This window comes from Pantoea sp. Pa-EAmG (assembly GCF_030024295.1).
Taxonomy (GTDB): Bacteria; Pseudomonadota; Gammaproteobacteria; order Enterobacterales; family Enterobacteriaceae; genus Pantoea; species Pantoea dispersa.
In genome coordinates, this window is the sequence record NZ_JASEWO010000033.1 from 1 (window position 1) to 12,663 (window position 12,663).

A 12,663-nucleotide genomic window follows, 5' to 3' on the forward strand; every position below is an offset into this window, starting at 1 on the left:
AAATCTTTTAAAGTGGCATAACGCGCTAAGCCACCGTTAATTAATGGCAATGCTCTGTGATGACCGATAATCCCAGCACATCGCCCTTTTCCGGCCAGAGAAATACCCTTTCACTTAGGGTTGACATCGCCAGGCGAATCCAGTACCAATATGTGCAGCACTCATTTTACGAGGTTTGATTCATGTCACGTTCTTTTCGTCTACTCGGTCTACTACTTAACGCATCCAGTTTGCGCGGTAGACTCGTGGGCGAAATCAACAACTGATTCGAACCTGCTGAAAGTTAAAAAACCCGCGCCACTGCGCGGGTTTTTTTATGCTCGTAGCACCGGCGAAGTCAATGCAAAAGGAAGATGACCATGAGCCAGCAAGTAATAATTTTCGATACCACTCTGCGCGACGGCGAACAGGCATTACAGGCCAGCCTGAGTGTTAAAGAAAAACTGCAGATCGCCCTGGCGCTGGAAAGGATGGGCGTGGATGTAATGGAAGTCGGTTTTCCGGTCTCTTCGCCGGGTGATTTCGAATCCGTGCAGACTATTGCCCGGACCATCAAAAACAGCCGCGTGTGTGGTCTGGCGCGCTGTGTCGAGAAAGATATCGACGCGGCTTACGAATCGCTGCGCGTGGCCGACGCCTTCCGTATTCACACCTTTATCGCCACTTCGCCGATGCACATCGCCACTAAACTGCGCAGCACGCTGCCGGAAGTGATTGAACGCGCGGTGCACATGATTAAGCGGGCGCGCAACTATACCGATGACGTTGAGTTCTCCTGCGAAGACGGTGGCCGTACGCCGATTGACGACCTGTGCCGCATGGTAGAAGCCGCAATCAACGCCGGCGCCACCACCATCAATATTCCTGACACCGTGGGCTACACCCTGCCGGGCGAGTACGCCAACATTATTGGTCAGCTGGTACAGCGCGTGCCGAACATCGACAAAGCGATTCTGTCGGTACATACCCATGACGATCTGGGTATGGCGACCGGTAACGCCATTGCAGCAGTGCTGGCCGGTGCGCGTCAGGTCGAAGGCACGCTGAACGGCCTGGGCGAGCGCGCCGGTAACTGTGCGCTGGAAGAGGTGATCATGGCGATCAAAACTCGTCAGCAGATCATGAACGTGCACACCAATATCAATCATCAGGAAATCTACCGCACCAGCCAGATTGTCAGCCAGATCTGCAACATGCCGATCCCGGCCAACAAAGCGGTGGTCGGTTCCAACGCCTTCGCTCACTCTTCCGGCATTCATCAGGATGGCGTGCTGAAGAACCGCGAAAACTATGAAATCCTGACGCCAGAATCGATTGGCCTGCACAAAATTCAGCTGAACCTGACGTCCCGCTCCGGCCGTGCCGCCGTGAAGCACCGTATGGAAGAGATGGGTTATAAAGAGTCCGATTACAACCTGGATACGCTGTACGACGCCTTCCTGAAGCTGGCGGACAAAAAAGGCCAGGTGTTCGATTACGACCTGGAAGCGCTGGCCTTCATTAATAAGCAGAATGAAGAGCCGGAGTACTTCCAGCTGAACGAATTCAACGTGCAGACCGGCTCCAGCGTCACCGCGACGGCGTCAGTGCAGTTGGGCTGCGGCGAAGAGGCCAAAGCCGACGCCGCCACCGGTAACGGTCCGGTTGATGCCGTCTACCAGGCTATTAACCGTATCACCGGCTTCGATGCTGAGCTGGTGAACTACAAGCTGACCGCGAAAGGCCACGGCGAAAACGCGCTGGGTCAGGTCGATATCGTGGTCAATTACAACGGGCGTAAATTCCACGGCGTGGGCCTGGCGACCGATATCGTCGAATCCTCGGCGAAAGCGATGGTGAATGCCCTGAACAACATCTGGCGGGCAAAGCAGGTCGAAAAAGAATTGCAGCGTAAATTTAAAGATCAGAAGGAAACGGTGTAACTATGACTCAGTCTTATCATATTGCGGTAATGCCAGGCGACGGAATCGGTCCGGAAGTGATGGCGCAGGCCATGAAAGTTCTCGACGCGATTCGCGCGCGCTTCGATATGCGCATCACCACCAGCGAATATGATGTCGGCGGTATCGCCATCGATCGTCACGGTGAACCTTTACCCGCCGCTACCGTGGCCGGTGCTGAGCAGGCTGATGCCATTCTGTTCGGCTCGGTCGGCGGTCCAAAATGGGAACACCTGCCGCCAGCCGGCCAGCCTGAGCGCGGTGCGCTGCTGCCGCTGCGTAAACACTTCAAACTGTTCAGCAACCTGCGCCCGGCGGCGCTGTATAAAGGTCTGGAAGCATTTTGCCCGCTGCGCAGCGACATCGCCGCCCGCGGCTTCGATATCCTGTGCGTGCGTGAGCTGACCGGCGGCATCTATTTCGGCCAGCCGAAAGGCCGCGAAGGCAGCGGCGCGCATGAACGCGCTTTTGATACCGAGGTCTATCACCGTTTCGAAATCGAGCGTATTGCCCGCAACGCCTTTGAAGCTGCGCGCAAGCGTCGTAACAAAGTGACTTCCGTTGATAAAGCTAACGTGCTGGCGACCTCGGTGATGTGGCGTGAAATCGTCAACGAAGTGGCAAAAGATTATCCGGATGTGCAGCTGAGTCATATGTATATCGACAACGCCACCATGCAACTGATTAAGGATCCGTCGCAGTTTGACGTTTTACTCTGCTCGAATCTGTTTGGTGACATTCTGTCGGACGAGTGCGCGATGATTACCGGCTCGATGGGCATGCTGCCTTCGGCCAGCCTGAATGAAGAGGGATTCGGCCTGTTCGAACCGGCGGGCGGTTCCGCACCGGATATCGCCGGCCAGAACATTGCTAACCCGATTGCGCAGATTCTGTCGCTGGCGATGCTGCTGCGTTTCAGCCTGAACGCTGACGCCGCTGCGGATAGCATTGAGCGCGCGGTAAGCCGTGCGCTGGAAGCGGGCCATCGCACCCGTGATTTGGCCGGTGACGGCCCTGCCGTGAGCACCGATGAAATGGGCAGCATCATTGCCGGTTACATCAGCGAGGAAAAATAACAAAATGAAAAGCTTATACCAGAAGTTATTTGATGCACATGTCGTTCACGAAGCGCCAGACGAAACGCCGTTACTGTATATCGATCGTCACCTGATTCACGAAGTCACCTCGCCGCAGGCGTTTGACGGTCTGCGTGCGCACGGCCGCAAAGTGCGTCAGCCGTCGAAGACCTTTGCCACCATGGATCACAACGTTTCCACCCAGACCAAAGACATCAACGCCTCGGGTGAAATGGCACGTATCCAGATGCAGGAGCTGATGAAGAACTGTGCTGAGTTCGGCATTCAGCTGTATGACCTGAATCACCCGTTCCAGGGTATCGTGCACGTGATCGGGCCTGAACAAGGGATGACGCTGCCAGGCATGACCATCGTCTGCGGCGATTCCCACACCGCGACCCACGGCGCATTCGGTTCGCTGGCATTCGGTATCGGCACCTCCGAAGTTGAGCATGTGTTTGCCACGCAGACCCTGAAACAGGGCCGTGCCAAAACCATGAAGATTGAAGTGCTGGGCGAAGCGGCGCCGGGCATTACGGCGAAAGATATCGTGTTGGCGATTATTGGTAAAACCGGCAGCGCCGGCGGTACTGGTCACGTGGTGGAATTCTGTGGCCCGGCGATTGAAGCGCTGAGCATGGAAGGCCGTATGACGCTGTGTAATATGGCGATTGAAATGGGCGCGAAAGCCGGCCTGGTCGCGCCAGACGACACCACCTTCGCGTATCTGAAAGACAAGCAGTTCGCGCCGAAAGGCGAGCAGTGGGAACAAGCCGTGGCTTACTGGCGTACCCTGAAGTCCGACAGCGATGCCAAATTCGATACCATTGTCACCCTGAATGCGGCCGATATCGCACCACAGGTGACCTGGGGCACCAACCCAGGCCAGGTGATGGCGGTGGATCAGGCTATCCCGAATCCACAGTCCTTCGCCGATCCGGTTGAGCGCGCCTCTGCCGAAAAAGCGCTGGCTTATATGGATTTGCAGCCAGGCATCAAACTGACCGACGTAGCCATCGACAAAGTGTTTATCGGTTCCTGCACCAACTCACGTATTGAAGATCTGCGTGCTGCTGCCGCTATCGCCAAAGGCCGTAAAGTGGCACCAGGTGTTGTCGCGATGGTGGTACCGGGTTCCGGTCCAGTCAAGGCGCAAGCCGAAGCGGAAGGTCTGGATAAAATCTTCCTGGAGGCGGGTTTTGAATGGCGTCTGCCGGGTTGCTCCATGTGTCTGGCGATGAACAACGACCGCCTGAACCCTGGCGAGCGTTGCGCATCCACCAGCAACCGTAACTTTGAAGGTCGTCAGGGCCGCGGCGGCCGTACTCACTTGGTGAGCCCGGCGATGGCTGCAGCTGCGGCGGTAACCGGTCGTTTTGCCGACATTCGTGAATTGACTCAGGGAGCTTAAGCCATGGCGAACAAATTTACCCAACACACCGGGATTGTGGCCCCGCTGGATGCCGCAAACGTCGACACCGATGCCATCATCCCGAAGCAGTTTTTGCAGAAAGTGACGCGCACCGGCTTTGGCGCGCACCTGTTCCACGACTGGCGTTTTGATGATGACGCCGGCACCCAGCCTACCGCCAGCTTCGTGCTGAATAAGCCGGAGTTCAAAGGCACCAGCATCCTGCTGGCGCGCGAGAACTTTGGCTGCGGCTCCTCGCGTGAACATGCGCCGTGGGCGCTGACCGACTTCGGTTTTCACGTGGTGATTGCGCCGAGTTTCGCCGACATCTTCTACGGTAACAGCTTTAACAACCAGCTGCTGCCGGTAAAGCTGAGCGAAGAGCAGGTCGATGAAATGTTCAAACTGGTGGCCGCGCAGCCGGGTATCCGCTTCACCGTCGATCTCGAAGCGCAGACCGTCACCGCCGGCGACAAGGTTTATAGCTTTGAAATCGACAGCTTCCGCCGTCACTGCATGATCAACGGCCTCGACAGCATTGGCCTGACGCTGCAGCATGAAGCGTCCATCGCCAGTTACGAATCCAGCCAGCCAGCGTTTCTGCGTTAAGGTTTACCCGGTGCGCATCAATGCGCACCCTACAGCAAACGCGCCAGTAATTTGGTCGCCATTGATGGCGACCAAAGATGCTTAAATGCACAATGCCCTGTAGGGTCGCCATTTATGGCGACCAAAAATGTGCAAAACATGCCCGAAACGCGCAAGGCCCCGCAGGGTCGCCATTTATGGCGACCTTCAACCTTCACACCGCCCTCACTGCGCATCGCGCACCCGCGCCGCCAGCAGCAACGCCACCACCGCCATCACCAGCGCCAGCCAGTACACCGACTCATGACCAAAGCGCTCACTCAGTATCCCCTGAATCAGGCCGGCGATAATCAGCCCGGTTGAGATCGAGGTGGTGAACATGGTGGTCGCTGCACCGGCACGGCCCGGCATCAAATCCTGAAACCACAGCATGCCGATGCCGGCAATGATGCCGATAAACGCAGCGTTAAACAGCTGCAGCACCATCAGCGCGGTTTGAGAACGGAACAGCACCAGCCCGAGATAAAACACAATCGCCGCCACCAGCGCCAGCAGCATCAGCTTGCGCTTGCCGTAGCGCTTCGCGTAATGGCCGGCCAGCAGCATGATCGGGATCTCCAGCCCGGCGGCGGTGCCCATCAGCAGACCCGCCAGCTTCTCCGGCAGGCCAAGGGTTGCGCTGATATACAGCGGCATATCAATGATATACATGGTATTACACGCCCACATCACCACCGAGGCGATAAACAGCAGCCGCACCTGGCTGTCTTTCCACGGGCTGAGCTGCATCAGCACCTGCTCCGGCGTGGCGGCGATGCGCGGCACTGAGGGCAGCGTGCGCCAGATCAGCAGCATACTCAGCAGAAAAATCACCGCCGCCACGCAGAATAGCGTGACGAAGCCGTAGTTGAGCGCCAGCGCGAACGACAGCGGCGGCCCAATCACCCACGCCAGCGACAGCTGCGCGCGCATCACCGAACTGAACATCACTACTTCACGCGCCGACTGATCGGCATATTCACGCGCCAGCGCGAAGATCTGCGGAATCGCCACGCTGGCCAGCGCCGACAGCAGCACGCCGAGGGTGATGAGCGTCAGATAGTGACGGTTAAAGGCAAACAGTAGCGCGTTGGCCACCGCCATCAGGCAGCAAAACAGGATCAGATGACGGCGATCGCCACGGTTATCCGAACGCTTCGCCATCAGCAGGCTGATTACGATCCCGGCGACGGCGTTGATGGTAAAGAACAGGCCGACCCAGAACGGTCGCACCTGCACCTCGCGCGTCAAAAACAGGCTGAGCGTCGGCGCCTGTAACGCCCCCGCCACGCCGACCATAAACGACACCGCCATAAAGGAGAGGTAAACCGGATTCAGGCGGCGCGGCCGCGGTAACAGCGATTTCATGCAGAAATCCCTTTGAGGAAAAAGACCGGGAAAAAACAGCGTAGAAGATTCCACAGCAAAACGAAAAAAGCCAGCAGAGAAAAACTCCGCTGGCGGTGAAATTGCACCCTACTCAGAAAAGATTCCACGTCGGCGGAACCGCTGGCAGAGCGCCATTCATTGCTGAATGCCTCCCGCTCTTCCATTGCCCGCCAGTATGCCTCTAATATGGGGCAGGAAAAACTGAGCGAAGTCGAGAAGGAGTTCCCCTTTTATGTCCTCTGCGCGTCTGCAACAGCAATTCATTCGCCTGTGGCAACACTGTCAGGGCCAGGATCAGGAAACCACGCTGAGCGAGCTGGCTGAACTGCTGCACTGCTCACGCCGCCACATGCGTAACCTGCTGAACGCCATGCAGGCGGCGGGCTGGCTGATCTGGCAGGCTGAAGCCGGTCGCGGTAAACGCTCGCTGCTGAGCTTCTGCTACACCGGACTGGCGCTACAGCAGCAGCGCGCCGAAGACCTGCTGGAGCAGGATCGCATCGATCAGCTGGTGCAGCTGGTGGGCGATAAAAACCAGGTGCGGCAGATGATTGCCGCGCACCTTGGCCGCAGCTTTCGCCAGGGCAAGCATATTCTGCGCGTGCTCTACTACCGGCCTCTGCCTAACCTGCTGCCTGGCTCGCCGCTGCGCCGTTCAGAAACCCATCTGGCGCGGCAGATATTCAGCGGCCTGACGCGTATAAATGAGGAAAAGGGGGAAATCGCCGCCGACATTGCCCATCACTGGCAGCAAACCTCTCCGCTGCACTGGCGCTTCTTCCTGCGGCCGGCAATCCGCTTTCATCATGGCCGCGAGCTGGAGATGGAGGATGTCATCGCCTCGCTGGAGCGGGTGCGCAGCCAGCCGCTGTTTTCGCACATCGACCAGCTGCACTCGCCAGCGCCGTGGACGCTGGATATCCATCTCAGCCAGCCGGACTGCTGGCTGCCGTGGCTGCTGGCCAGCGTCAGCGCCATGATTCTGCCGCGTGAGTGGCCGACGCTGCGCCACTTCGCCCGTCAGCCCATTGGCACCGGTCCGTACAGCGTGGTGCGCAACCAGCAAACCCAGCTGAAAATCGCCGCGTTTGATGACTACTTCGGCTACCGCGCGCTGATTGATGATGTCTCGATCTGGGTGCTGCCGGAGATCAGCGATGAGCTGGTCTACGCCGGTGTAAAACTGGAAGGCGAAAACGACGACGAAAAATCGGAAGAGAGTCGCCTCGAAGAGGGCTGCTATTTTCTGCTGTTCGATCAGCGCTCTGAACGCGGGCGCGATGCCGGTTTCCGCCGCTGGGTGAGCGATCTGCTTAATCCTATCGCGCTGCTTAATCATGCCGGCGTCGGCTATCAGCGCTACTGGTTCCCGGCTTATGGCCTGCTGCCGCGCTGGCACCATCGGCGCGATATCACCCCAGCCCACAAGCCCGACGGCGTGACCCAGCTGACGCTCAGCTGGTACAGCCACCATGTCGAACACGAGGGCATCGCCAATGCGCTACGGCCGCTGCTGGCGCAGCAGGGCGTCGAGCTGATTACCCGCGAAGTGAGCTACGAAAGCTGGTTCGACGGCGCGGGCGAGAGTGACATCTGGCTGGGCAGCGTCAACTTTACCCTGCCGCTCGACTACGCCCTGTTCGCTCAGCTCTACGAGCTACCGCTGATGCATCACTGTATCCCGCTGGACTGGCAGGCCGACGCCGCGCGCTGGCGTGAGAAAGCGCTGCCGCTGGCGGAGTGGAGCAAACAGCTGGTAAACAGCGACTATCTGCATCCGCTGTTTCATCACTGGCTGCTGCTGGAGGGCCAGCGCAGCATGCGTGGCGTGCGGCTGAACACGCTCGGCTGGTTTGACTTCAAGTCCGCCTGGTTCGCCCCGCCGGAGCTGTAAAAAGGGCAGCATGAGACAACACGACCGGCAGGTGAACCTTTCGCGTTGTCATGTAAATGTCTAGAATATGTCGTTCTCAACGGGGTGCCGGTTAACTGGCTGAGAGAGACCCGTCGAACCTGATCCGGCTCGTACCGGCGTAGGGATTTGAGATGCTCCGCCCTCAGATCCTTTGCGACGCAACCTTACCTTCTCCTTAAGGAACGCAAAGTGTTAAATAAAGTTCTGCCCCTGTTGCTGCTGATCGCTGCGCCGGCTCTGGCGGCCAAACCCGTCCTCACCGTGTATACCTACGACTCGTTCGCCGCCGACTGGGGCCCCGGTCCGGCAGTGAAAAAAGCCTTTGAGGCCCGGTGCGGCTGTGAGCTGAACTATGTGGCGCTGGAAGATGGCGTATCGCTGCTTAATCGCCTGCGCATGGAAGGAAAGAACAGCAAGGCCGACGTGGTGCTGGGGCTGGACAACAACCTGATTCAGGCGGCGGAAAAAACCGGCCTGTTCAGCAAAAGCACGGTGGATACTCGTGCACTACAGCTGCCGGACGGCTGGCACAGTGACACTTTTATCCCGTTTGATTACGGCTACTTTGCGTTCGTTTACGACAAAAACAAGCTGAAGAATCCGCCGCACAGCCTGAAGGAGCTGGTCGAAAGCCCGGAAAAATGGCGGGTGATTTATGAAGATCCGCGCACCAGCACGCCGGGGCTCGGTCTGCTGCTGTGGATGCAGAAAGTGTACGGCGATGATGCGCCGGCGGCCTGGCAGAAGCTGGCCAGCAAAACCGTGACCGTCACCAAAGGCTGGAGCGAAGCTTATGGTCTGTTCCTCAAAGGCGAAAGCGATCTGGTGCTGAGCTACACCACCTCGCCGGCTTACCACATTATTGAAGAGAAAAAGGATAACTACGCCGCCGCGCCGTTCAGCGAAGGCCACTATCTGCAGGTAGAAGTGGGCGCGCAACTCGCCAGCAGCAAACAGCCGCAGCTGGCGCAGCAATTCATGCAGTTTATGGTGTCGCCAGCGTTTCAGAGCACCATTCCTACCGGCAACTGGATGTATCCGGTGATCAAAAGCGATTTACCCGCCGGTTATCAGGCGTTACCGGTGCCCGCGAATGCGCTGCAATACACCCCGACAGAGGTGGCTGACCATCGCGCGGCGTGGATTAGCGCGTGGCAGCGCGCCGTCAGCCGCTGATGCCCGGCTGGCTGCTGCCCGGAGCGCTTAGCGCACTGCTATTGTGTGCGGTCGCGCTGCTGGCGCTCGGTGCCCTGCTGCTCGCCGCGCCGGCCACCGACTGGCGCGCGCTGCTCAGCGATAGCTATCTGCACCATGTGCTGGCGTTCTCCTTTGAACAGGCGCTGCTGTCAGCGCTGCTCTCGGTGCTGCCAGCCATTCTGCTGGCCCGCGCGCTCTATCGCCGCCGTTTTACCGGCCGCACCCTGCTGTTGCGCCTGTGCGCCATGACGCTGGTGCTGCCGGTGCTGGTCGCCGTATTCGGTCTGCTGAGCGTCTATGGGCGCAGCGGCTGGCTGGCGCAGCTGTGTGCCACAGTCGGTATCGACTATCACTTCTCGCCCTATGGCCTGCAGGGCATTTTGCTGGCGCACGTGTTTTTCAATCTGCCGCTGGCGACGCGCATGCTGCTGCAGGCGCTGGAGAGCATTCCTGGCGAGCAGCGCCAGCTGGCGGCTCAGCTCGGTCTGCGCGGCTGGTCGCTGTTTCGCCTGCTGGAGTGGCCGTGGCTGCGCCGTCCGCTGCTGCCAACGGCAGCGCTGATCTTTATGCTGTGCTTCGCCAGTTTTGCCACCGTGCTGGCACTGGGCGGCGGTCCGCAGGCCACCACGCTGGAGCTGGCCATTTATCAGGCGCTTAGCTTTGATTACGATCCCGGCCGCGCCGCGCTGCTGGCACTGTTGCAGCTCGGCTGCTGTCTGCTGCTGGTGCTGCTTAGCCAGCGCTTCAGTAAAGCGATTCCGGCCGGTAGCCAGACGGTGCGCGGCTGGCGCGATCCGCAGGATTCCTGGCGCGCACGCGTCGCGGATACGCTGCTGATTACGCTGGCGCTGCTGTTACTGCTGCCACCGCTGGCGGCGGTGCTGGTCGACGGCTTACGCGGCGGCATTGCCGGCGCGCTGCAACAGCCCGCGCTGTGGCAGGCCACGTGGACGTCGCTGCGTATCGCACTCGGTGCCGGTGTGCTGTGCGTGCTGCTGACCATGATGCTACTGTGGAGCAGTCGCGAACTGCGCCAGCGTCAGCAGCGCTTCGCCGCGCAGGCCATGGAACTCAGCGGGATGCTGATTCTGGCGATGCCGGGCATCGTGCTGGCGAGTGGGTTCTTCCTGCTGTTCAACGCCACCGTTGGCCTGCCGCAGCGTGCCGATGCGCTGGTGATCTTTACCAACGCGCTGATCGCCATCCCCTACGCCATGAAAGTGCTGGAAAATCCGATGCGCGATCTCAGCGTGCGCTACGCTCAGCTGTGCGCCTCGCTGGGCATCAGTGGGTTTACTCGCCTGCGGCTGATTGAACTGCGGGCGCTGAAACGTCCGCTGGCACAGGCGCTGGCCTTTGCCTGCGTGCTATCGATTGGGGATTTCGGCGTGGTGGCGCTGTTCGGCAGCGCCGATTTCCGCACCCTGCCGTTTTATCTGTTCCAGCAGATTGGCGCCTATCGCGGTGCCGATGGCGCGGTGACCGCGCTGCTACTGCTGCTGTTATGCCTGCTGCTGTTTACGCTGATGGAAAAATTACCGGGTCGCCATGCTGACACTGAATAACCTTACTTATCTCTACCAGCATCTGCCGATGCGCTTCAGCTTTAGCGCACAGGCTGGTGAACGTCTCGCCATTCTCGGCCCGAGCGGCGCGGGCAAAAGTACCCTGCTGAGCCTGCTCGGCGGCTTTCTGCCGGTGAGTCAGGGCAGCCTGCTGATCGATGGCGTCGACCACACCCGCAGCGTGCCTTCCGCGCGACCGGTATCGATGCTGTTTCAGGAGAACAATCTGTTTCCGCACCTGACGGTGCAGCAAAATCTGGGGCTGGGCCTGCATCCCGGCCTGAAGCTGACGCGCCAACAGCAGCAGCAGGTACAGCAGATTGCGGAGCAAACCGGGCTGGAATCGATGCTGACGCGTCTGCCCGGCCAGCTCTCCGGCGGTCAGCGCCAGCGCGTGGCGCTGGCGCGCTGCCTGCTGCGTAATCAGCCGGTACTGCTGCTGGATGAACCGTTTTCGGCACTCGATCCGGCGCTGCGCAGCGAGATGCTGCAGCTGGTGCGCGCGGTATGCGAGGCACGCACTATCACGCTGCTGATGGTGTCGCACAGTCTGGAAGATGCGCAGCAGATTGCGTCACGCAGCCTGGTGATTGTTGACGGTCGGGTGTACTGGGATGGCAGCACCGCCAGCCTGCTGCGCGGCGAGAGCCCGGCGGCCGCCATCCTTGGCGTCCAGCCGTGTTAAGCGAAGAACACTTTCCACAGTAGCTGCAGGAAAATCGGCATCATCGGGTGGAACAACAGCGCAATAAAGGCACCCGCGCCGATGAGCGCCATCAGCGGTGCCAGCCAGCGCAGCCGCGCCAGTGGCAGATAAGGCGTGGCCCAGTCAACGCTTTTGCCGCTGCGCCACCAGCGCCACAGCAGCCAGCCGCCGATCCACAGCAGCAGCGCCACCGCCAGCAGCAGCCATTTGAAGCTGTCGCCCTGCGCCGCCTGCGGCACGTCGATCGCCACGCCCGCCAGAATGCCCGGCATCAGGTAGGCCGGCGGCCACAGGATGCAGCCGATAATGTTCGGCGGCAGGAATTTACGCACCGGCAGCTCCAGCATGCCGGCCGCCAGCGGAATCAGCGGACGCGTCGGTCCGACAAAGCGCCCCACGAGGATGGTAAACATGCTGTGCTGATGCAGCGCGTGCTCGGTTTTATCCAGCAGCCCTTTGTATTTTTGCAGGTATTTCCAGCGGTGCAGCGGTCCCTGGAATTTCCAGCCAATGCCGTACGACACCCAGTCGCCAATCAGACAGCCGGCCAGCCCGGCGGCCCACGCCGGATAGAGCCCGATTTGTCCGCTGCCCACCAGCGCGCCAAGGCTGGCCATCAATACCGTGCCCGGCAGCAGCAGGCCGACAAACGCCAGCGACTCAAGAAAGGTCACCAGCGCCACGGCAATCAGCGCGTACTCCAGCGATTGCGTAAACAGGTGTTGGATCCAGGCTTCCATAACTATCCTCTGCGGAATATAGAGGCTGGATTGTCCTGAGACAGCCCCACAGCGTCAAGCAATTCCCCGCGCTGCCGCACGCCCGCGCCGCGCAGAC

At 59.7% G+C, this 12,663-nt stretch carries 10 protein-coding genes and 1 riboswitch; of the genes, 8 read left to right on the forward strand and 2 right to left on the reverse strand.

Going from position 1 to position 12,663, the window contains the following annotated elements; all coding sequences use genetic code 11:
- Window positions 1–359: 359 nt before the first annotated feature.
- From leuA to leuD, 4 genes are read left to right on the forward strand one after another with little or no spacing between them, the layout of a single operon-like run.
- Window positions 360–1,922 carry a 2-isopropylmalate synthase gene (gene leuA, locus QMM04_RS07015; RefSeq protein WP_021507571.1) on the forward strand — a complete coding sequence of 521 codons (1,563 nt, stop codon included), beginning with the start codon at window positions 360–362 and terminating at the stop codon, window positions 1,920–1,922.
- Between the two features lie 2 nt (window positions 1,923–1,924).
- Window positions 1,925–3,016: a 3-isopropylmalate dehydrogenase gene (gene leuB / locus QMM04_RS07020; RefSeq protein ID WP_058759633.1), complete on the forward strand. Its 1,092-nt coding sequence runs from the start codon at window positions 1,925–1,927 to the stop codon at window positions 3,014–3,016.
- A gap of 4 nt (window positions 3,017–3,020) precedes the next feature.
- Window positions 3,021–4,427 (forward strand): 3-isopropylmalate dehydratase large subunit, encoded by a 1,407-nt coding sequence (leuC, locus tag QMM04_RS07025; RefSeq protein ID WP_282995902.1) that lies wholly within the window; start codon window positions 3,021–3,023, stop codon window positions 4,425–4,427.
- 3 nt (window positions 4,428–4,430) lie between these two features.
- The gene (gene leuD / locus QMM04_RS07030; protein ID WP_058759635.1) at window positions 4,431–5,036 is read left to right on the forward strand and encodes a 3-isopropylmalate dehydratase small subunit; all 606 of its coding nucleotides are present in this window, start codon (window positions 4,431–4,433) and stop codon (window positions 5,034–5,036) included.
- 204 nt (window positions 5,037–5,240) lie between these two features.
- Here the strand turns inward: leuD and QMM04_RS07035 are convergent, their stop codons facing one another.
- On the reverse strand, window positions 5,241–6,422 hold the full coding sequence (locus QMM04_RS07035) for an MFS transporter (RefSeq protein ID WP_282995903.1): 1,182 nt from the start codon (window positions 6,420–6,422) through the stop codon (window positions 5,241–5,243).
- A gap of 253 nt (window positions 6,423–6,675) precedes the next feature.
- Between QMM04_RS07035 and sgrR the strand changes: the two genes are divergently transcribed.
- The 4 genes from sgrR (at window position 6,676) to thiQ (ending at window position 11,805) form a co-directional block, all read left to right on the forward strand.
- Complete coding sequence (gene sgrR, locus QMM04_RS07040) at window positions 6,676–8,337, forward strand: HTH-type transcriptional regulator SgrR (RefSeq protein ID WP_058770626.1); 1,662 nt, start codon at window positions 6,676–6,678, stop codon at window positions 8,335–8,337.
- A 70-nt stretch (window positions 8,338–8,407) separates the two neighbouring features.
- A riboswitch (TPP riboswitch) is annotated at window positions 8,408–8,501 on the forward strand.
- A gap of 46 nt (window positions 8,502–8,547) precedes the next feature.
- Complete coding sequence (gene thiB / locus QMM04_RS07045) at window positions 8,548–9,534, forward strand: thiamine ABC transporter substrate binding subunit (RefSeq protein WP_058770627.1); 987 nt, start codon at window positions 8,548–8,550, stop codon at window positions 9,532–9,534.
- Complete coding sequence (gene thiP, locus QMM04_RS07050; RefSeq protein ID WP_282995904.1) at window positions 9,510–11,120, forward strand: thiamine/thiamine pyrophosphate ABC transporter permease ThiP; 1,611 nt, start codon at window positions 9,510–9,512, stop codon at window positions 11,118–11,120. Before thiB ends, thiP begins: the two co-directional genes overlap by 25 nt.
- Entirely contained in the window at window positions 11,104–11,805 is a 702-nt protein-coding gene (thiQ, locus tag QMM04_RS07055; RefSeq protein ID WP_104093999.1) for a thiamine ABC transporter ATP-binding protein ThiQ, read from the forward strand. Before thiP ends, thiQ begins: the two co-directional genes overlap by 17 nt.
- Here thiQ and QMM04_RS07060 read toward each other — a convergent pair.
- Window positions 11,802–12,566, reverse strand: a complete 765-nt coding sequence (locus QMM04_RS07060) for a DedA family protein (protein ID WP_104093998.1) — start codon at window positions 12,564–12,566, stop codon at window positions 11,802–11,804. The genes thiQ and QMM04_RS07060 overlap by 4 nt on opposite strands.
- Window positions 12,567–12,663: the final 97 nt, after the last annotated feature.

Coding starts and splice junctions, on each gene's coding strand:
- leuA (WP_021507571.1), top strand. CDS start 360: ATGAGCCAGCAAGTAATAATTTTCGATACCACTCTGCGCGACGGCGAA.
- leuB (WP_058759633.1), top strand. CDS start 1,925: ATGACTCAGTCTTATCATATTGCGGTAATGCCAGGCGACGGAATCGGT.
- leuC (WP_282995902.1), top strand. CDS start 3,021: ATGAAAAGCTTATACCAGAAGTTATTTGATGCACATGTCGTTCACGAA.
- leuD (WP_058759635.1), top strand. CDS start 4,431: ATGGCGAACAAATTTACCCAACACACCGGGATTGTGGCCCCGCTGGAT.
- QMM04_RS07035 (WP_282995903.1), bottom strand. CDS start 6,422: ATGAAATCGCTGTTACCGCGGCCGCGCCGCCTGAATCCGGTTTACCTC.
- sgrR (WP_058770626.1), top strand. CDS start 6,676: ATGTCCTCTGCGCGTCTGCAACAGCAATTCATTCGCCTGTGGCAACAC.
- thiQ (WP_104093999.1), top strand. CDS start 11,104: ATGCTGACACTGAATAACCTTACTTATCTCTACCAGCATCTGCCGATG.
- QMM04_RS07060 (WP_104093998.1), bottom strand. CDS start 12,566: ATGGAAGCCTGGATCCAACACCTGTTTACGCAATCGCTGGAGTACGCG.